The organism is Streptantibioticus rubrisoli (assembly GCF_024436055.1).
In the GTDB taxonomy this organism is placed as follows: Bacteria; Actinomycetota; Actinomycetes; order Streptomycetales; family Streptomycetaceae; genus Streptantibioticus_A; species Streptantibioticus_A rubrisoli.
Genome location: NZ_JANFNH010000004.1, coordinates 54,180 through 74,123 on the forward strand (window position 1 = coordinate 54,180; position 19,944 = coordinate 74,123).

Annotated in this window: 17 protein-coding genes; 12 read left to right on the plus strand and 5 right to left on the minus strand. The window is 72.3% G+C overall.

The genetic code is table 11. From position 1 onward, the window contains the following. The first annotated feature begins 13 nt into the window (after positions 1-13). The 6 genes from NON19_RS06765 to NON19_RS06790 all read left to right on the plus strand — a co-directional run bounded on the left by NON19_RS06765 (position 14) and on the right by NON19_RS06790 (position 6,626). On the plus strand, positions 14-1,276 hold the full coding sequence (locus NON19_RS06765) for a DUF5685 family protein (RefSeq protein WP_255925729.1): 1,263 nt from the start codon (positions 14-16) through the stop codon (positions 1,274-1,276). A gap of 188 nt (positions 1,277-1,464) precedes the next feature. After that, entirely contained in the window at positions 1,465-2,556 is a 1,092-nt protein-coding gene (locus NON19_RS06770) for a S1 family peptidase (RefSeq protein ID WP_255925730.1), read from the plus strand. A gap of 157 nt (positions 2,557-2,713) precedes the next feature. Then, a complete protein-coding gene (locus tag NON19_RS06775) occupies positions 2,714-3,706 on the plus strand; it encodes an SPFH domain-containing protein (protein WP_255925731.1) in 993 nt (330 codons plus the stop codon). 331 nt (positions 3,707-4,037) lie between these two features. Continuing rightward, the gene (locus tag NON19_RS06780) at positions 4,038-5,111 is read left to right on the plus strand and encodes a S1 family peptidase (RefSeq protein WP_255925732.1); all 1,074 of its coding nucleotides are present in this window, start codon (positions 4,038-4,040) and stop codon (positions 5,109-5,111) included. Positions 5,112-5,293: 182 nt separating this feature from the next. Beyond that, positions 5,294-6,010 (plus strand): molybdopterin-dependent oxidoreductase, encoded by a 717-nt coding sequence (locus NON19_RS06785; protein WP_255925733.1) that lies wholly within the window; start codon positions 5,294-5,296, stop codon positions 6,008-6,010. Between the two features lie 4 nt (positions 6,011-6,014). After that, entirely contained in the window at positions 6,015-6,626 is a 612-nt protein-coding gene (locus NON19_RS06790; protein WP_255925734.1) for a cytochrome b/b6 domain-containing protein, read from the plus strand. On the opposite strand, the gene NON19_RS06795 is transcribed toward NON19_RS06790, so the two are convergent. After that, complete coding sequence (locus tag NON19_RS06795; protein WP_255925735.1) at positions 6,600-7,097, minus strand: GNAT family N-acetyltransferase; 498 nt, start codon at positions 7,095-7,097, stop codon at positions 6,600-6,602. The genes NON19_RS06790 and NON19_RS06795 overlap by 27 nt on opposite strands. A 47-nt stretch (positions 7,098-7,144) precedes the next feature. Continuing rightward, complete coding sequence (locus tag NON19_RS06800; protein WP_255925736.1) at positions 7,145-7,651, minus strand: GNAT family N-acetyltransferase; 507 nt, start codon at positions 7,649-7,651, stop codon at positions 7,145-7,147. Between the two features lie 493 nt (positions 7,652-8,144). Here NON19_RS06800 and NON19_RS06805 point away from each other — a divergent pair, with 493 nt between their 5' ends. The 3 genes from NON19_RS06805 (at position 8,145) to NON19_RS06815 (ending at position 13,805) form a co-directional block, all read left to right on the plus strand. Then, the gene (locus NON19_RS06805; protein ID WP_255925737.1) at positions 8,145-11,576 is read left to right on the plus strand and encodes a DNA polymerase III subunit alpha; all 3,432 of its coding nucleotides are present in this window, start codon (positions 8,145-8,147) and stop codon (positions 11,574-11,576) included. Then, a complete protein-coding gene (locus NON19_RS06810) occupies positions 11,573-12,664 on the plus strand; it encodes a DNA polymerase Y family protein (protein WP_255925738.1) in 1,092 nt (363 codons plus the stop codon). Before NON19_RS06805 ends, NON19_RS06810 begins: the two co-directional genes overlap by 4 nt. Positions 12,665-12,947: 283 nt before the next feature. Continuing rightward, positions 12,948-13,805, plus strand: a complete 858-nt coding sequence (locus NON19_RS06815; protein ID WP_372514018.1) for an esterase/lipase family protein — start codon at positions 12,948-12,950, stop codon at positions 13,803-13,805. 36 nt (positions 13,806-13,841) lie between these two features. On the opposite strand, the gene NON19_RS06820 is transcribed toward NON19_RS06815, so the two are convergent. Together NON19_RS06820 and NON19_RS06825 are read right to left on the minus strand one after the other, a co-directional pair. Then, on the minus strand, positions 13,842-14,759 hold the full coding sequence (locus tag NON19_RS06820; RefSeq protein WP_303653418.1) for a lytic polysaccharide monooxygenase auxiliary activity family 9 protein: 918 nt from the start codon (positions 14,757-14,759) through the stop codon (positions 13,842-13,844). Between the two features lie 119 nt (positions 14,760-14,878). Further along, positions 14,879-15,289: a hypothetical protein gene (locus NON19_RS06825; protein WP_255925739.1), complete on the minus strand. Its 411-nt coding sequence runs from the start codon at positions 15,287-15,289 to the stop codon at positions 14,879-14,881. Between the two features lie 48 nt (positions 15,290-15,337). Between NON19_RS06825 and NON19_RS06830 the strand changes: the two genes are divergently transcribed. The 3 genes from NON19_RS06830 (at position 15,338) to NON19_RS06840 (ending at position 18,495) form a co-directional block, all read left to right on the plus strand. Then, the gene (locus tag NON19_RS06830) at positions 15,338-17,002 is read left to right on the plus strand and encodes a carboxyl transferase domain-containing protein (protein ID WP_255925740.1); all 1,665 of its coding nucleotides are present in this window, start codon (positions 15,338-15,340) and stop codon (positions 17,000-17,002) included. Positions 17,003-17,080: 78 nt separating this feature from the next. Beyond that, entirely contained in the window at positions 17,081-18,127 is a 1,047-nt protein-coding gene (locus NON19_RS06835) for an NUDIX domain-containing protein (protein WP_255925741.1), read from the plus strand. Next, positions 18,124-18,495: a GntR family transcriptional regulator gene (locus NON19_RS06840; RefSeq protein ID WP_255925742.1), complete on the plus strand. Its 372-nt coding sequence runs from the start codon at positions 18,124-18,126 to the stop codon at positions 18,493-18,495. Before NON19_RS06835 ends, NON19_RS06840 begins: the two co-directional genes overlap by 4 nt. Here NON19_RS06840 and NON19_RS06845 read toward each other — a convergent pair. Beyond that, positions 18,486-19,925 carry a CoA transferase gene (locus NON19_RS06845; RefSeq protein WP_255925743.1) on the minus strand — a complete coding sequence of 480 codons (1,440 nt, stop codon included), beginning with the start codon at positions 19,923-19,925 and terminating at the stop codon, positions 18,486-18,488. The two genes, NON19_RS06840 and NON19_RS06845, sit on opposite strands and share 10 nt — an antisense overlap. Positions 19,926-19,944: the final 19 nt, after the last annotated feature.

Here is a 19,944-nt window from a genome sequence, read left to right on the forward strand (position 1 = left end):
TGATGGGGGAGAGTTGTTCGGGATCATCCGGCCGTGCAGGCACCGGTTGTCCGAGGGGCTGGCCACCTCGTGGACGGCCCATCTGTGCGGCCTGTGCCTCGCACTGCGCGATGACCACGGGCAGTTGGCCCGGGTCGCCACCAACTACGACGGGTTGATCATCTCCGTTCTGGTGGAGGCGCAGTCCGAGCGCTCCGGCGACTGGCGGCGCACCGCGGGGCCGTGCCCGCTGCGCGGCATGCGCACCGCACCGGTGGCCAAGGGGGAGGGCGCCCGGCTGGCCGCAGCGGTCTCCCTCGTACTGGCCTCGGCGAAGGTACGGGACCACATCGCCGACCGCGACGGGCTGTTGGGCCGTCGCCCGGTGGCCGCCGCGGCCCGTCGGGTGGCGGGCAGCTGGGACCGCAAGGGAGCCTCGGTCGGCGCTGGAATCGGCTTCGACACCGCGGTCCTGGTCGACGCGGTGGACCGGCAGACCGGCATCGAGGCACTGGCCGGACCCGGCACCCCGCTGCTGACCGTCACCGAACCCACAGAGACCGCCACCGCCGCCGCCTTCGAGCACACCGCGGTGCTCGCCGGGCGGCCGGGCAACCGCGCCCCGCTCGCCGAGGCGGGTCGGCTCTTCGGCAGGCTCGCCCATCTACTGGACGCTGTCGAAGACTTGACGGCAGATCAGGTATCCGGCGCCTGGAACCCACTGACCGCCACCGGAACCGGACTCGCCGAGGCGCGGCGGTTGTGCGACGACGCGGTGCACGGGATACGACTCGCGTTGCGCGAGGTGGAGTTCACCGACGCCAAGCTCGCGCACGTCCTGCTCGTCCACGAGTTGCCCAGGTCGGTGGACCGGGCCTTCGGCACGCTGGGACACGTTTGCGCCACACCCGCCGAGGGCTCCTACCCGCCCGGCGGCCCGTACGGCCCGCCGCGGCAGAACCCGTACGGCGGCCCGTACGGCAATCCCTACCAGAACCCGCACGGTGACCCGTACCAGAACCCGTACGCGCCGGGCGGGCCCGGTGGCGGTTTCCCGCCGCCGGAACCGCCCCGGCGACGCAACTGGTTCACCGGATGCGCGATCTGGACCGGGCTGTGCTGCACCTGCCAGTTGTGCTGCCGCAACCCGTACCACGACCCGTGGACCGGGCAGCCGCGCGAGGGCTGGTGCCGCGGTGACTGCGACTGTGACTGCGACTGCTGCGATGTGTGTGACTGTTGCGAGTGTTCCTGCGAGTGCTGCGAGTGCGTGGAGTGCTGTAGCGGCTGCAACTGACAGCCCGTGTGACGGGGTGTGGGGCGGTCTGCGGTCACCGGTCCACGCGGTACCGGACTATGGCGACGCACAGCTTGGGCGCCCGTCCCCGAGTGGCAGCCGCCATGTCCGAAAAGGCCCTCTTGTGTGGGGAGTTGGGCCGTCCGGGATACTCCGCGACAGCGCTCTCCACCGCACAGGAGGCATGAGTGAGGATCAAGCGCAGCGTCCACCACCGCCGCCCCGTCCACCACCGCCCCCGACTCGAAAGACGCGCCCTCGCCACGGCCGTCAGCTGCGGACTCCTGGCCGCAGCGGTCATCGCCCTGCCCGCCGCGGACACCGCGGAGGCGACCCCGGAGAACTCCGACATACCGGCCTCCGCCGCCGCCCTGGCCAGCGCCCTCGGCAGCACCACGACCGCGGGCGCGTACTACGACAGCGCCGACCGGGCCACCGTCGTCAACGTCACCTCCCAGGCCGCCGCGCGTTCGGTACGGGCCGCCGGGGCGCTGCCAAGGCTGGTCAGACACAGCGCCGCGCAGCTGGACGCGGTGGGAGCGCACCTGCGCTCCCTCGACATCCCGGGCACCGCCTGGTCGGTGGACCCGCGCAGCGACCAACTCGTGGTCAGCGCCGACCGTGCGGTGACCCCCGCTCAGTTCGCGGCACTGCGCGCCACCGCCACCCGGTACGGCGACGAGGTGCGGGTACGGCGGGTGGACGGTCGGTTCGCCCGGCTGCTCGGCAGCGGTGACCCCGTCTACGGCGGCGGCTTCCGCTGCTCGGTCGGCTTCAACGTGCACAAGGGCGGCGTGCGCTACTTCCTCACCGCGGGCCACTGCGGAAAGGCGGCCGTCAAGTGGTACGCCGACCCCCTGCAGTCCAAGGTGGTGGGCACCACCGTTGACTACACCTTCCCCGGCCAGGACTACGCCCTGGTCAGGTACGCCAACCCCGGGCCGTCCCCATCGGTTTCGGCCAGCGGCCAGGCCTTCACGAAGGCCGCCGACCCGTACGTCGGCGAACCGGTCAAGCGGCGGGGTAGTACCTCCGGTGTGCACAGCGGTGCGGTCACCGGGCTGAACGCCACCGTCGACTACGGCGGCGGCGATGTCGTCTCCGGCCTCATCCAGACCGATGTGTGCGCCGAACCGGGCGACAGCGGCGGTGCCCTGTACGCCGGGAACACCGCGCTGGGCCTCACCTCCGGCGGCAGCGGGAACTGCCTGCTGGGCGGTACCACCTACTACCAGCCGGTGACCGGGGCGCTGGCCCACTACGGAGTGAGCATCGGCTAGCGGGCACGACCATCATCGACCGGTCGGCTACGCTTTGTGGTCGGCCGGTCTCGGTGGGTGCGCCCACTGACGGCTGCTCCCGTGAGGCGTACCGTGAGGTAGGAGGACATCTCACGATGCCCGCGATTGGCTGGTACGGCGACGGCAGGGGGCCGTGATGGTCGTGGACTTGGTGGCGGCGGTGCTGGCGTTCGGCGCGGTGTACTTCCTCGCGGGCGCCCGCGTTGTCCAGCAGTTCGAGCGCGGGGTGCTGTTCCGGCTCGGCCATGCGCAGGAGCGGTTGCGCGGGCCGGGCTTCACCATGATCGTGCCGATCATCGACCGGCTGCGGAAGGTCAATCTGCAGATCGTGACGATGCCGATCCCGGCCCAGGAGGGCATCACCCGGGACAACGTCACGGTGCGCGTGGACGCGGTGGTGTACTTCAAGGTCATCCACCCGCGTGATGCCATCATCAACGTCGAGGACTACCGCTTCGCGGTACTCCAGGTGGCGCAGACCTCGCTGCGCTCGATCATCGGCAAGAGCGATCTGGACGATCTGCTGTCCAACCGCGAGAAGCTCAACGAGGGTCTGGCGCTGATGATCGACAGCCCGGCGCTCGGCTGGGGCATCCAGATCGACCGGGTGGAGATCAAGGACGTGTCGCTGCCCGAGACGATGAAGCGGTCGATGGCCCGGCAGGCCGAGGCGGCCCGGGACCGGCGGGCCCGGGTGATCAACGCGGACGCGGAGTTGCAGGCGTCGAAGAAGCTGGCGCAGGCGGCCGCGGCGATGTCCCATGAGCCCGCGGCCCTCCAACTGCGGCTGCTGCAAACGGTGACGGCGGTGGCCGCCGAGAAGAACTCGACGCTGGTGCTTCCCTTCCCGGTGGAACTGCTGAGGTTTCTGGAACGAGCCGCGCAGAACCCGCAGTTGACCTCGGCGGCCCCGGCCGCCCCGACGCCCGAGGAGCCCGCGTCGGCACCTGCCGCGTCGTCCGTCGTGATGCCTGAGCCGTCCACGGCGAACGAGATCCCCGGCGAACCGCCCGGTGTGGAGCCGTCGGTTGACGTGCCGTCGACCGAACTGTCCGACGGCGAGCTGCCCGAGGTCCGGCTGGACGAGGTCGAACCGGGCGCCGGAACCGCCGCGGAGGACGGCAAGTAGGCCCTGTCGCCTGACTGGTGACCGCTGACCGGACACGGCCAGCGGTTATAGGACAGCGCTTACTGTCACAGGATCCTCACAGCTTCTTCATGGATGGCCGATTCGTGGTGGTCGGGGCGGGGCTTTCGCATGCCCAAAAGGTGTACAGGGGGCGAATCGCGCGTCCATGGTGGGGGATTCCGGTAGTGGACTAGACCGGAATTGGACCTTGCCCGCCATCTAGTGGTATCGGGATACTCGTCGGCGCCGATTGGCATGCACACGACTCACCCCTGCAGCTCCTCCAGGTCCGGCCACCAGGTCGGCCCAACCCCCACAGGAGGTACCCGAGTTGACGCACCGGCGCACTACCACCAGACGTACCGCCCTCGCGGGCGCGGGTGTCGCCGCGCTCGCGGCCAGCGCCATCCTGCTGCCCAACGCCAACGCGGCCACGGCCACCCCGACCGGTCTGAACCAGGCCACCGCCGTCAAGCTCGCTTCCACCCTCGCCACCCACCTCGGTGACCGCGCGGCCGGTTCCTACTACGACGCCCAGGCCAAGCGGCTCATCGTCAACGTCACCGACCCGTCGGACGCGGACGCGGTGCGTGCCGCCGGCGCGGTGCCCAGGACCGTCAAGTACTCGACAGCCCAACTGCACGCCGCCACCGTCACGTTGAACAAGCAGGCCCGCATCCCCGGCACCGCCTGGTCGGTGGACCCGCGCAGCGACAAGGTCGTGGTCACCGCGGACCCGACCGTCACCGGAGCCAAGCGCACCAAGCTCGACAAGGCCGTCACGTCACTCGGCGACAAGGTGACGTTCCGGCGGACGAAGTCCCCGTTCAAGCCGTACATCCTCAGCGGCGACGCCATCTGGGGCAGCGGGGTGCGCTGCTCGCTCGGCTTCAACGTCACCAAGGACGGCGCCCCGTACTTCCTGACCGCCGGACACTGCGGCAACGCCTCGCAGACCTGGTCCGACAGCCAGGGCGGATCCGAGGTTGGGCAGACCGTCGACTCGCAGTTCCCCGGCACCGACTACGCGCTGGTGCAGTACGACGACCCGAACAGCGACCACACCAGCGCGGTCGACACCTACGACGGCAACCAGCAGCAGATCACCCACGCCGCCGACGCGACCGTGGGCGAACAGGTCCAGCGCAGCGGCAGCACCTCGGGCCTGCACGGCGGTTCGGTCACCGGTCTGGACGCCACCGTCAACTACTCGGAGGGCACCGTCAACGGCCTGATCGACACCAACGTCTGCGCCGAGCCTGGTGACAGCGGCGGTGCGCTCTTCGACGGCGACGCGGCCCTCGGACTGACCTCCGGCGGCAGCGGTGACTGCAGCTCCGGCGGGGAGACGTTCTTCCAGCCGGTCCCGGCGGCACTCAGCGCCGAGGGCGCGACCATTCCGTAACCACCCGCACCAACCCCGAACCTTCGTGATCCCCCCACCCGTCGAAGGCCGTCCGTACGCACCCTGTGCGGGCGGCCTTCGGCGTGCCGGGACGGCCGCCGCCTGCGGCCCGGAGCTTACGGATCCGTGACGGCGGCCGTTCCCGCTGGTCAGCGAGGGGGTACCGGTGGTCGAATCGGAACATGGGCAAGGACGGTACCGGCGCACCCGTCGGACGGCGGGTTGTACTCGGCATGCTCGGGCTCGGCGCCGCGGGGGTGGCCGCCGGGGGGTACCTGCAAAGCGGTCTCGACAACCTGCTGGCGTCCGTCACGGCCAAGGACCCGACCGGGCTGTCCGGGCTGCTGCCCGGCGGCCAGGGCTTCCGCTTCTACTCGGTGGCGGACTCGGTACCGCACCGCTCGGCCGCCGACTACCGGCTGACCGTGGACGGCCTGGTGGACCGCCCGACCACCTACACCCTGGAGCGGTTGCGGGCGATGCCGCGGACCCGGCTGGTACGGGACGTGCAGTGCGTGACCGGCTGGCGGGTGCCGCACTACGCGTTCACCGGGGTGCGGCTCGCCGACCTGCTGGCGCAGGCCGGCGTGCGGCCGGAGGCGAAGGCGCTCCGCTTCACCTGCTTCGACGGCGTGTACAGCGAGAGCCTCACCCTCGACCAGGCCAGACGGCCCGACATGCTGGTCGCCTACGAGATGGACGACAAGCCGGTAACCGCCGCGCACGGCGGTCCGGTGCGGCTGTACGCCGCGCCCATGTACTTCTACAAGTCCGCCAAGTGGCTGTCCGGGATCACCCTCACCGACCATGTCCAGCCCGGTTACTGGGAGCACTACGGCTACGACATGGACGCCTGGGTGGGCCGGTCGAACGGACGCACCGATGCGCCAACGTCCTGAAACCATGCGCCGCTTCACCACCGCGGAGCGCTGGATCCACCGCACCACCGCCGTCCTGATGGGCGTCGCGCTGCTCACCGCCGCCTTCTTGTACCTGCCCGCGCTCGCCGAACTGGTCGGCCGCCGCAGGCTGTTGGTGAGCGTGCACGAGTGGACGGGGCTGCTGCTGCCGCTGCCCCTGCTGGCCGGTCTGGCCTTCCGGGCCGTCCGCGCCGACCTGGGCCGCCTCAACCGTTTCGGCCCGCACGACCGGCGCTGGCTGAGCGCCGCACTGCGGCACCGGACCGTCGGGCGGCCGGTCCCGGCGGGCAAGTTCAACGCCGGGCAGAAGCTGTACGCGGCCTTCACCGCCGGGGCGGTGCTGGTGATGCTCGGCACGGGCCTGCTCATGTGGTTCACCCATCTCGCCCCGCTGGTGTGGCGCACCGGCGCCACCTTCGTGCACGACTGGCTGGCGCTGGCCATCGCCGTCCTGGTGCTGGGGCACATCTGGATGGCGGCGCGCGACCCGGAAGCCCGCCGCGGCATGCGCACCGGCTGGGTGTCGCGCGCGTGGGCGCGACGCGAACACCCCCTGTGGGAGAAGGAGTCACCCGACGCGCAGCCGCGTCCGTAGGTAGTCAGCGCCGCCCGGCCCGGGCGTTCGGTGCCCGTCGGCCCGCCAGCCGTGGCGAACGTAGAACTCCCTGGCGCGGCCGTTGCGCTCCCAGACGCACAGCCGCCCGTACGGCACGAGGGCGTCCCGTAACGCCGCCAGATACGCCGCGTGCAGCCGACTGCCGATCCCCAACCCCCAACTTCCGGGCCGCACATGGAGCTGGTACAGCTCGCAGACCCCTTCCTCCAGCGCTCCCATCGACAGCACTCCGACCACCCGATCACCACGCACCGCGCACAACGCGATGTGCCGCTCGCCGCCAATCGCCCGTCGCCATCCGGCAGTTCGCTCCGCGTGCTCGACCGGGTCGGCCAACTCCGCCTCGGCCAGCCCGCCCGCGCGGTAGTAGGCGGTGCGCGCCTGGGTGTGCACCTCCACCATGGCGGCCAGATCATCGATGGCCGCGGTCCTGATGGTCGTCGTGTCCATGGCCGTCCAGACGTGCGGGCGGCGGACGGCGGTTCCCCGCCGGGGCGTCACCCGGCGGCCAGGTCCAGGCGCCAGTCGTTGCACCGCATGGTGCTGCCGGGCGGGTACTCGAAGTCGCACTCGCCGAGGAGCGAGAAACCGAGCTTCCGGCACAGGGCGTTCGACGGCGGATTGCCGACGGACGGAAAAGCGTGCAGATACCGGTGCTTTCGCTCCGCCTTGACCCGCTCCACGACGGCCGTCACAGCCGCCGCCGCTATGCCCCGCCGCTGGAAGGGCGGCAGCACCCCCCAACCGGTCTCGTACACGGTCTCCCCGCGCCACGTCCGCTCCCAGTAGCCGACGCCGCCGACCGGTTCGCCCTCCGGCAGTACCACCCGGAACATCCCGCCGATCCGCAGATACCGCTCGTGCCGCGCGAGAACCTGCTCCTCGCTCTCCGGGCCTCCAACGTGCTCGGTCATCTCCGGCGCGTTGAGCCGCCGCAGCAACTGGAGATCACCATCGCCCCACGGCTCGATCTCCACCCGCACCCCGCGAGCCCGCTCCACCATCTCGCCACCCCCGTTCGATCGCCGTCCTTGTGAGAGATCACACCACATGGCTCTGACAACGCCGATCCGTCGGCGGCCCGGAGCGAGAGCGGTGCCCCGGGCCGCCGTGGAACCCGCAGGGTTCGGGACCCCCGACCGGGCCGGGGAGGAGTCGCGGGGGCCAGGGCGCAGCCCGGCGAGAGCTTGGGGGAGGAGTCGCGGGGCCAGGGGCGCAGCCCAGTGGGGGGCTTGGGGGCGGGAGCCTCCAGGGTTCAGGGGCGCAGCTCCGGCGGGGGCTTGGGGCGGAGCCCCAGGGGTTCGGGGGCACAGCCCCAGTGGGGTTCGGGGGCGCAGCCCCTGGGGCGGGACGGGAGGGGATTTACCCCTTTTGCGACTTACGGGCACTGTGACACTGTGTTCGAACGAGTATTCGAAGATCTGGTTTAAGGTGGACCTGAGAAGGCCCGAAGGGGCGGAAGCGAAGGGAGGGGCGCGTGGGAGGCGGGAGGTGTGTATGGCTGGCTTTACACACCTGCATGCGCTCTCCGGGTTTTCCATGCGGTACGGGGCCAGCCACCCGGAGCGGCTGGCCGAGTGCGCCGCCGAGCGGGGGATGGACGCGCTGGCGTTGACCGATCGGGACACCGTCGCGGGGGCGGTGCGGTTCGCCGTGGCGTGCCGGAAGGTCGGGGTGCGCCCGGTCTTCGGGGCCGGGCTCGCCGTGCCGGAGGCTCCGGAGCAGGCGGCCGGGAGCGGCGCGGTGCGGCGGCCCGCGCCGGTTCGGGGCGGGGCCTTCATCGACGAGTCGGTGCCCCGCGCGATCTTCCTCGCCCGGGACGGTGCGGCCGGTTGGGCCGCGCTGTGCCGACTGGTCTCCGCCGCCCACCGCGCCCCCGACCGCCCCCGGCTGACCTGGCAGGACCTGACCGGCGAAGGGCTGACCGTCCTGCTGGGCGCCGAGTCCGAGGTCGGCCGGGAACTGGCCGCCGGACGGCCCGACCGGGCCGCGCGGCTGCTCGCGCCCTGGCGGGAGGTGTACGGGGACGCGCTGCGCCTGGAGGCCGCGTACCACGGACGGCACGGCACCGGCCCCGGCTCACTGCGGCTCGCCGCCCGTACCCTCGGCTTCGCCGCCGCACAGGGGGTGCGGCCGGTGCTGAGCAACGCCGTGCGGTACGCGGACCCCGGCCAGGGCGAGGTCGCCGACGTGCTGGACGCGGCGCGACTGCTGGTACCCATCGACACCCGCAGGCAGGAGTCGCTGGACAGCGGAGAGCGCTGGCTCAAGGACACCGCGTCCATGGTCAGGATCGCCGAGCGGATCGCCGAGGCCGCCGGATACCGGCGCGCCGTCGCGTACCGGCTGCTGGATGAGACGGCCCGCACCGCCGCGCTGTGCGCCGTCGACCCGGTGGACGACCTCGGGATGGGGCAGGTGCACCTCCCCGAGCCGGACCTGGTCGGCGCGGGCAGGCGCAGCGCCGACCGGGTGCTGCGATCCCGCTGTGCCGCCGCCATGGTGGTCAAGGGATACGACCGCAGCCGCGAGCACTGGGACCGGCTGGAACACGAGCTGGGCATCATCCAACGGCTGCGCTACGCCGGGTACTTCCTCACCGTCGCCCAGGTCGTGGACGACACACGGGCTCTCGGCATCCGGGTCGCGGCCCGTGGCTCGGGCGCGTCCTGTCTGGTCAACCACCTGCTGGGGATCGCCAATGCCGACCCGGTCGAACACGGTCTGCTCATGGAGCGGTTCCTGTCCGACCGCCGGGCCGCGCTGCCCGACATCGACATCGATGTGGAGTCCGCCCGGCGCCTTGAGGTCTACCGGGCGATCTTCGATCGCTTCGGCGCCGACCGCGTGGCGACCGTCGCCATGTCCGAGACCTACCGGGTCCGGCACGCCGTGCGGGACGTGGGCGCCGCCCTCGGTATGGACCCGATGGAGACCGACCGGCTGGCGAAGTCCTTCCCGCACATCCGGGCCCGCGACGCCCGTGCCGCGCTCGCCGAACTGCCCGAGCTGCGCGGGATCGACGCGGACCGGTACGGGCGGATGTGGGAGCTGGTGGAGGCGCTGGACGGGCTGCCGCGCGGGGTCGCCATGCACCCGTGCGGAGTGCTGCTCTCCGACGCCGGGCTGCTGGACCGAACCCCGGTCATGCCGACCAGCGGCGAGGGCTTCCCGATGTCCCAGTTCGACAAGGACGACGTGGAGGAGCTCGGGCTGCTCAAGCTCGATGTGCTCGGGGTGCGGATGCAGTCCGCGATGGCGCACGCGGTCAAGGAGGTGGAGCGCGCCTCGGGCGAGCGGATCGACCTGGACGCGGTGCCGCCCGGCGACCGCGCGACCTATCAACTGATCAGGTCCAGCGAGACGTTGGGCTGCTTCCAGATCGAGTCGCCGGGTCAGCGCGACCTGATCGGGCGGCTGCAACCCAGCACCTTCCACGACCTGGTGGTCGACATCTCGCTGTTCCGGCCGGGACCGGTGGCCGCCGACATGGTGCGTCCCTTCATCGAGGCCAGGCACGGCCGCAGGCAGCCGCGCTATCCGCATCCCGACCTGCTGGAAGTGCTGAAGGAGACCTATGGAGTCGTCGTCTTCCATGAACAGGTGATCGAGATCATCCGGATCATGACCGGCTGCGGGCGCGCCGAGGCCGACGAGAAGCGGCGCGCGCTGTCCGACCCCGACCTCCAGGGCAGGGTGCGGGCCTGGTTCACCGCGCGGGCGCGCGGCCGGAAGTACTCGCCCGAGGTCATCAGGCACACCTGGGAGATCCTGGAGGCCTTCGGCTCCTACGGCTTCTGCAAGGCGCACGCGGTCGCGTTCGCCGTACCGACCTACCAGTCCGCCTGGCTCAAGTCCCACTATCCGGCGGCCTTCTACGCCGGAGTGCTCACCCACGATCCCGGTATGTATCCCAAGCGGCTGCTGCTCGCCGACGCCCGGCGGCGCGGGGTGCCGGTGCTGCCGTTGGATGTGAACCGGTCCGGCACGGATTATCGGATCGAACTGGTGTCCGGTAAATGGGGGCTGCGGCTGGCACTGTCCGAGGTGCAGGGCATCAGCGAGCAGGAGGCCGCCCGGCTGGTCGCCGGGCAGCCGTACTCCTCGCTGTCGGACCTGTGGCAGCGCGCCCGCCCCAGCCGCCCGGTCGCCGAACGGCTGGTCAGGGTGGGCGCGTTGGACGCCTTCGGCCCGAACCGGCGCGACCTGCTGCTGCAGACCGCCGAGCTGCACCGCGGTGGCAAATCCGCCCGGGACGGCCAACTCCCGCTGCCCACCGGTGAGATGGTGTCCGGCCCGGCCCGCAGCGGCCTGCCCGACATGGACGACGGTGAGCGACTGGGCGCCGAACTCGGGGTGCTCGGCATGGACGCCTCCCGCCACCTGATGGACGACCACCGCGCGTTCCTGGGGGAGTTGGGGGTGACCCCGGCGAACCGGCTGGGCGTGGTTCGGGGCGGTGAGACCGTGCTGGTCGCCGGGGCGAAGGCGGCCACCCAGACCCCGCCGGTCCGCTCCGGGCGCCGTGTCATCTTCACCACCCTGGACGACGGCACCGGCCTGGTCGACCTCGCCTTCTTCGACGACAGCCACGCCGCCTGCGCGCACACCGTCTTCCACTCCTGGCTGCTGCTGGTGCGCGGGGTGGTGCAGCGGCGCGGCCCGCGCAGCCTCAGCGTGGTCGGCTCCGCCGCGTGGAACCTCGCGGAACTCGCCGAACTGCGCAGGGCGGGCGGGCTGTCGGCGGTCGCGGAGCGGCTGGCCGCGGTGGCGGCGGGGCCGCAGGAGGGCACGGACGGTGCCGACGGCCGCCGCCTCCACCTGCCCACCGGCTACCAGCTGCACCCGTGGGCCGACCTCCAGCCGCCGGGCGAGGGCGCCGCCACCGGCCGCAAGCTGTGGCACTCGAGTCCGGGGAGCGCGGGATGACCAGGCGTCAGGTATACGATGTGGTGACCCGTTTCACCGAATCGCCCGGAACCGGCGCCGCGCGACGGCTCACCCTGGTGACCGCGGCGCGGGACGTACCGCATGTGCTGTACGTCCATCTGCACCCCGCCGAGGGCGCCGCCTTGACCGAGGAGTCGTACGGGGCACTGCTCGCCCTGCTCGGTGAGATCACCCCGGTGGTGGAGGCGCTGCCGCCCGATGCCGCGCTCCTCGACGTACGGGGCAGCCTGCGCTACTTCGGGCGCACCGCCGAGGAGTTGGCCGACCTGATCAGGGTGCGGGCGCTGGTCCGCTACGGCGTGGACTGCACCATCGGTGTCGCCGTCAACCCCGTGCTGGCCCGGATGGTCGCGTACGACGGTCCGCAGGGCGCGGTGCGCACGCTGTCCGCCGCGCCGGAGGCGATCGCCGCCTTCCTCGCCGGCAAGCCCGCCGCCGCGCTGCACGGCGTGGGGCCCGCCACCGCGCGGCTGCTCGGCGACTACGGGCTGGACAGCGTCGGCCGGATCGCCGCCGTACCGCTGGGCACCCTGCAACGGATCCTCGGCGCGAGCGCGGGGCGGCGGGTGTACGAGCGGGCCCGCGGCCTCGATCCGACACCGGTCACCCCGAACGCTCCGGCCCGCTCGATCGGCGGCGAACGGCGCTTCGACCGCGACGAGTTGGACCCGGTACGGCACCGCCGCGCACTGCTGTCGCTCACCGACGAACTGGGCGCGCGGCTACGGGGCGCGGGCCAGGTCGCCCGCTCGCTGACCCTCACCGTCCGCTACGCCGACCGCTCGACCACCACCCGTACCCGCGCACTGCCCGAGCCGACCGGGCACACCGCGGCGCTCACCGACACCGCGTACCGGATGTACGCGGCGCTCGGGCTGCAACGCGCCCGGGTGCGGGCGGTGGCGCTGCGCGCCGAAGGGCTGACGGACGCCGAACTCGCCGCCCACCAGCTCACCTTGGACCCCGGCGACGACAGGGCCCGCCGCATCGAGGAGGTCACCGACCGCGCCCGCGCCCGCTTCGGCGCGGGTGTGCTCGGCCCGGCGGCGGTGCTCGGGGTGGCGTGACGCCGGGGTGCGTGGCGGCGCCCACGGCCGGAGGCGGCTGACCCCCGTCGCGTTCACACGACCGCCGCAGCCTGCGAATACCCGGCGCCCTGACCGCCGGAGGCACCAAGTAGTGGTGACAGTTCCACTAAGCCGTGGCCAATTCTTTACCGACGTAAAACTAGCGAGTGTTGTTACTTGCTCGTAACTTGAGCTTCACGCAGCATCTTGTGGTCCGGATCACAAGCGCCAACTCGGGAGTTGCTCCCAGCCTCAGCCCTGCCTGAAATGTGAGGAGACCACGTTGAAGCTGCCCCTGAAGCGGCGGAGCCGGGCCGTAGGCCTCATCTCGGCACTGGTGCTCGCCGCGGCCACCGCCGTCGCCTCCCCCGCGGCGGCGGACGACGCACCGACCAGCGGATGGAACAACTACGACTGCAAACCCTCGGCCGACCACCCGCGGCCGGTCGTGCTTGTGCACGGCACCCTGGGCAACGGAACGGACAACTGGCTGGCGCTGGCGCCGTACCTGGTGAACCGCGGGTACTGCGTCTTCTCCTTCGACTACGGACAACTATCCGGCGTACCCGTCTTCGACGGACTGGGACCGATCGCCCAATCCGCCCAGCAACTGGCCGACGAGGTCGACAAGGTGCTGGCCGCCACCGGCGCGCAGAAGGTGGACCTGGTCGGCCACTCCCAGGGCGGCATGATGCCGCGGTACTACCTGAAGTTCCTCGGCGGCGCCCCGAAGGTCAACACCCTGGTCGGCATCGCCCCCTCCAACCATGGCACCACCCTGGACGGCCTGACCAAGCTGCTGCCCTACTTCCCCGGCGCCGCGAAGCTGTTGGAGGAGAACACTCCGGGGCTGACCGACCAGGTGGCCGGGTCGCCGTTCATCCAGAAGCTCAACGCGGGCGGCGACACCGTGCCCGGAGTGCACTACACCGTGATCGCCACCCGGTACGACGAAGTCGTCACGCCGTACACCTCGCAGTTCCTCAACGGCCCCGACGTACACAACGTCCTGGTCCAGGACCTGTGTCCGCTCGACATCTCCGAGCATGTGGCGATCGGCCTGATGGACCGGGTGGCGTTCCACGAGACCGCCAACGCCCTCGACCCCGCACACGCCACCCCCACCAACTGCCTGTCGTGACACCCGGGTGACGGTGGCCACCGTCGGGCGGAACCGCTACGAGCGGTTCCGGCCGACAGCCTTGCGCCGGGCACCGGTCAGCACGACCCCGCAGCCGACGGCGACGGCGGCGGCGCCACCGATGCCCAGCGCCACGGTGAGGCTGGAACTCCCGGTCTCGGCAAGCGCCTGGTCGCGCACCGGTGAAGCCGAGCCGTCCGGGGCGGGTGCGTTGGCGGCGGGCCGCATACCCGGCATGTCCTTCATCGAGGACTTGGCGGCCCCCGCGGCGAGTTGGGCGTCGCTCGGCGCGGAGGCCGTCGGCGCCGGGCCGCTCTGCTTGCCGCCACCGAACACCACGTCAGAGCAGGTGTAGAAGGCCTCCGGGCTGTCGGACCTTTGCCAGATGCTGTAGATGAGCTGCCGCCCGGTGCGCTGCGGCACATTGCCGGTGAAGGTGTAACTGCCGCCGCTGAGCGGTGGGTTGGTGGCGGTGGCGAACGGCTGGGCCTCCAGGTCCGACCACTTCAGCGGCTTGCCGGGGTCGTACCCGTCCTTGGTGATGTACAGCGCGAAGGTGCCCTTGTGCGGGGCCGTCGCCTTGTAGGAGAACGTGAACCGGCCGCTGCTCATGGGCGTCGCGGGCCAGTCGTCGCGCGCCAGGTCCAACCCCTTGAACTCGTCCGCACCGGCGCTGCACAGCTTCCCGTCCGGGATGAGCTGCCTGCTGCGGCCACCCGCGTTGGCGAGCCGCACCCCGTTCCAGTCATAGAACGCCTGCGTACCGCCAGCCGCCACCGCGGCCCGGCACGCGGGGGAGGTGGGATGCTCCGGTCCCTCCTGGTAACAGGCGAGCACCCGGCTCACCGGGCTCTGCATCGAACCGTGCGCCCTGGCAGGTGTCGCGGTCAACGCCATGAACAGTAACGGCGACCCGATGACAACGGCGACGGTGGCCTTACGGCGTAGCGGCATGATGGCTTCTCCTGTCGGTGGGGGACGCCGCCCTGGCACGGCGGCGCAATGGGAGAGACCTGCACGCTAGCTGCCGCAAGCCCGCCGGAATCCCGGCTTACGGACCCGTTAAGGCGCCGCTAAGCGGGCACACAGGAACGGATGAGCGCCCGCCGCAGCGCAGGCGCCGTGCCGAGCACGAACAGCCCGAACAGGGTGATCGGCAACAGCCCGACCGGGCGCAGAAAGTCGGCGGGACGCGCGAGTACGGCACCCCACTGCACCCACCAGTTGGCGGCGACGTCCACCGCCATGACGCCCGCTCCGAGCAGCGGCCCCATCGGATGCGCGCGGGCGACCAGCACGGCGGACACCGGGTCGAGCAACAACAGTGCGTGGAAGAACAGTTGGACGGGCAGCGGCGCGTAGTCGTAGGCGTGCGGGCCACCCGCGGCCAGGAAGTAGGCGTGCGCCGCCGTACCCTCGGCGAGCCCGATGACGTATCCCGTCGCCACCCACCGCGCCCACCCCGGGCGCCCCCGCCAGTACATGCCGCTCACTCTAGGCGCCATGGTGCGCGGTCGTGGCAGGGTGATGGCATGACCGCACTGCACCTGTTCAAGACCGTCCTCGACCCCGGGACCTGGCACAGCTGGGACGAGCCGGTGGCGGTCCCCGCCTCCGCTGACCCGGACTACCGGGCGGACCTGGAGCGGGCCCGGCAGCGCAGCGGTCTTGACGAGTCGGTGGTGACCGGCGAAGGGCGCGTCAAGGGGCGCCGGGTCGCCCTGATGGCCTGCGAGTTCGGTTTCCTCGGCGGCTCGATCGGGGTCGCGGCGGGGGAGCGGCTGGTCAGGGCGGTGGAACGGGCCACCCGCGAGGGGCTGCCGCTGCTCGCCTCCCCCGCCTCCGGTGGGACCCGCATGCAGGAGGGGACCATCGCCTTCCTCCAGATGGTCAAGGTGGCCGCCGCGGTCGCCGACCACAAGGCCGCGGGCCTGCCCTACCTCGTCTACCTGCGGCATCCGACGACCGGGGGAGTGCTGGCCTCCTGGGGGTCACTCGGCCATGTCACCGCGGCCGAGCCCGGTGCGCTCATCGGCTTCCTCGGCCCCCGGGTCCATCAGGCGCTCTACGGGGAGGAGTTCCCCCACGGCGTCCAGGTCGCCGAGAACCTGCTCGCACACGGCTTGCTGGACGCGGTCCTTCCGGCCGAGCAACTCGCGGGAGTGGCAGCACGGGCGCTGGACGTGCTGTGCGGGGGAGTCGAGACCGGCGGGGGTGGTGCGCACCGGCGTGCGGAGGAAGCGGGGGTGTCTCAGGCGGGAGTCAAGCAGGTCGCGCGAAGTCCGCTGCGGTTCGGTAGCGCCCTGAAGGGGCGCGGGGAACTGCGCGACCAGCCACAATGGCGCGGCAGGCGAACGACGGCACATCGCCGCACTCCCAGCGGAGCGCCTGGCGTAGAACCGGGGGCGACGCAGTCCCCCCTGCCCTCCGTGCCGCCCACCGCCGAATCGATCCGTCGCTCCCGGCGCCCCGAACGCCCTGATCTGCGCGCCCTGTTGCGCACCGCCGGGCGCGCCGTCACCCCGCTCAGCGGCACCGGCGCGGGGGAGCGCGACCCCGGGCTGCTGCTGGCGCTGGCCCGGTTCGGCTCGGCGCGCTGCGTGGTGCTCGGCCATGACCGACACGGCCCGGACGGGCCGCGGTTGGGCCCCGCGGGCCTGCGCGAGGCGCGGCGCGGAATGCGGATCGCCGCCGAGTTGCGTCTTCCGCTGCTCACCGTCATAGACACCGCGGGTGCCGCGCTCTCCCAGGAGGCGGAGGAGGGCGGCCTCGCCGGAGAGATCGCCCGCTGCCTCGCCGACCTGGTGACCCTCCCGGCGCCCACTTTGTGCCTGCTGCTCGGACAGGGCGCGGGCGGCGGCGCGCTCGCCCTGCTGCCCGCCGACCGGGTGCTGGCGGCCAGGCACGCCTGGCTCTCCCCGCTCCCGCCGGAGGGCGCCTCGGCGATCCTGTACCGCACGACCGAGCGCGCGTACGAGGTGGCCGACCGGCAGGGCGTCCGCTCCGCCGACCTTCGGTCGCACCGCATCGTGGACCGGATCGTCGAGGAGACCCCCGACGCCGCCGACGCCCCCGAACCGTTCCTCGCCGAGCTCGGCCGCGTTCTCGACGCCGAGCTCAGCGCCCTGCGCGCGATGGACGCCGCCGCCCGGCTGGCCGCCCGCCGGGCCCGCTACCGAAGCCTGGGGCTGGGGTGAACTCGCAGGTCAGAGGCGGTTGTCAGTGGGGGGTGTCAAGATCTCGGCATGACTACAGAAAGTAATGGAACGAACGGAATGAGTGATCCTGCCGTACGGCGGGCGTGGGCGGCACGGTTGCGCGGCTGGCTGCCGGACCGTGCGAGCGATGTGCTCGCCCTCGGGTGCGGCGCGGCCGATCTACCGCTGCTCGCCGCCGAGTTGGGGCACCGGGTGACGGTGGTCGAGCCGCTCTCCCGCACCGCCGTACCCGTCGGGACGGGTGTCCGGGTAGTGGTCGGCGAAGCGGCCCGACCACCGCTCGCCGAGCGGCGGTTCGACGCGGTGCTGGCCCACAGCGTGCTGCGCACGGTGGCCGATCCGGCGGCGGCGCTGAGCCGTTGGGCGGAGCTGGTGCGGCCCGCGGGACGGTTGGTGGTGCTCGAAGAGGGCGGTCCCGGCGGCGTCCCAGCCGCCGCCCTCGCCGAACTCGCCGCATCGCTCGCGTCGTACACCCACGTCGAACAGCTGGGCCGTGATCCGCGGTCCGGCGAGGGCCGGGCGGCGGACGCGCACTACGCCGCCGTGATCCACCCAGCGCCGCCACGACGGCACGCCGAGATCGTGGACGTACACCTCATACTGCGCCGAGCCGACAGCGTCCTGCTCGCTCGCCGCTCCAACACCGGCTACGCGGACGGGCTGTGGAACGCGCCCAGTGGCCACGTCGAGGACGGCGAGGACGTACGCACGGCGATGATCCGGGAAGCGTACGAGGAGATCGGTGTGGTCATCGATCCGGCGGATCTGCGGGTCGCGCTGGTGATGCAGCACCGGGCGCCGAATGGGAGTGCGCGCACCGGATGGTTCTTCGAGGCGCTCCGGTGGAGCGGGAAGGCGGTCAACCGCGAGCCGCACAAGTGCGCGGGCATCGAGTGGTTCGAACTGGACGCGCTGCCGGACGACATGGTCGCCTACTGCAGAGCGGGCGTCGACGCCTACCGGGCAGGGGATCGCTTCGTGCTGCACTGGCACCACCCGGGCGACTCGATCGGCTACCGACCCCGAAGCCCGGGCCGGGCGGTGGTGTTGCCGCACAATGAACCCGACACACGACCGTCACAGCCAGCTGGAGACCGTACGTGACACTCAAGATCAGCGTCGATCCCGATTCGGCCGCCGCGCCGTTCGAGCAGGTACGGGAACAGGTCGCCGCCCAGGCGCGCGGCGGTGCGCTCCCGGTGGGCTACCGGATGCCCACCGTACGCGGTCTGGCTGAGGAACTCGGGCTGGCGGCCAACACGGTGGCGAAGGCCTATCGGGTGCTGGAGGCGGACGGGGTGATCGAAACCCGCGGCCGACACGGCACCTTCATCGCCGCCGCGGGCGATGCCGCGCAGCGGCAGGCGGCGGCCGCGGCGGCGGAGTACGCACAGCGCGCCCACCGCCTCGGCCTGGACCGCTCCGCCGCGCTGGCTGCCATCGACGACGCGCTGCGTGCCGTCTACGGATAACGGATACGGGAGAGCGGCTGGACCCAGACCGGCTGGTCGGCGCCCCAACGGCCAGGCGGGCAAGCCCAGTTGGCCGGACCGCCAACGAAGGACACCGGGGGGAGGGCATGGACAAGACGGCCGATCGGCGCATCGGCCCGCGCCAGATGGCGCGCTGGATCGTACGGCTCGTAGCCGTCCTCGTCGTCCGCCGCCCGCGCGCTCAGCCCGTGCGTCAGCCAGTGCCCCGTCGCAGCGAGGCTGAACCGCAGCCACGCTCCGCCGCCCGTGTCGTGCTGCTCGGTCAGCGCGCGCAGCACGGCGGCCGCCACCAGATGCCCGGTGCCGTGGTCGAGCGCCTGGGCGGGCAGCGCACCGGGACGGCCGTCCGGCCCGGCCTGCGCCATGGCGATGCCGGTCGCCGCCTGTACCAGACTGTCGAATCCGCGCCGCCTGGCCCACGGCCCCTGATGTCCCCAGGCGCCCAACTCGGCGACGACCAGCCCGGGTTGGCGCTCCAGCAGCGCCGCCGCCGACAGGCCGAGCCGGTCCAGCGCGCCGGGACGGTAGCCGAGGAGTACCACGTCCGCCGTGTCGAGCAGTTCGTCGAAGACCGCGCGGTCCGGCTGGTGTGCCAGATCGAGCCGGGCCGACCGCTTGCCGAAGCCGGTGTCCGCGTGGGCGTCCGCCGACTCGGGCAGCCGGGGCGAGTCGATCCGCAGTACATCCGCACCCAGCAGCGCCAACGTCCGCCCCGCCACCGGCCCGGCGATCACCCGGGTCAGATCCAGCACCCGGACCCCCGCGCCGGGCAGCAGCGCACCGTCGGGCAGTGGGCGCGCCGGCCGCCGAGGTGCGCCGTCCAACCGCCGGGCGCGCACCAGCGGCTCGGCCGCCGCCGCGCGGCCCGCCGGATGCCGGGCCCACTGCTCGGCGGTGCGCACGGCGACGGCCAGGCCGCCCGCCGCGTACACCCGCTCCTGTATCTCCTCGGCGGGCAACTCGCCGACGACCGCGGCGAGTTGACCGGCCAGCTCCGTGTCCTGGCCGTTGTCGCGGATACCGAGGCAGGCCAGCAAACGAGCGCGGTGGTGCGGGTAGTTGGCGTGGGTGCGCACCCAGCCGTCGGCGGCGCGCCAGAAGCCCGACAGCGGCGCGAAGTTGACCGGCTCCCGGCCGCCGATGCGCAGATGCCGTTCGCTGGTGAACGAGGTGGCCACCGCGCCGTCGTCTACCCGTACCGCGGGCACCGGGCGGCCGGTGCGGCGTGCCGCCAACTCCGCGGCGGCCAGCGAGCAGACGGCGACGGTCGCCCGGGCCAGCTCCCGTACCGGCAGCCGCGCGGGCAGCCCCGCGCCGGGCCTGCCGTACGACACCCGCTCCAGCAACCGCGGGGCGCCGCCGAGGGCGGACCAGGCTTGCCCGGTGGCCTCCTGAGGATCATGTGTCATGCGGCAATCATGCTCCGGT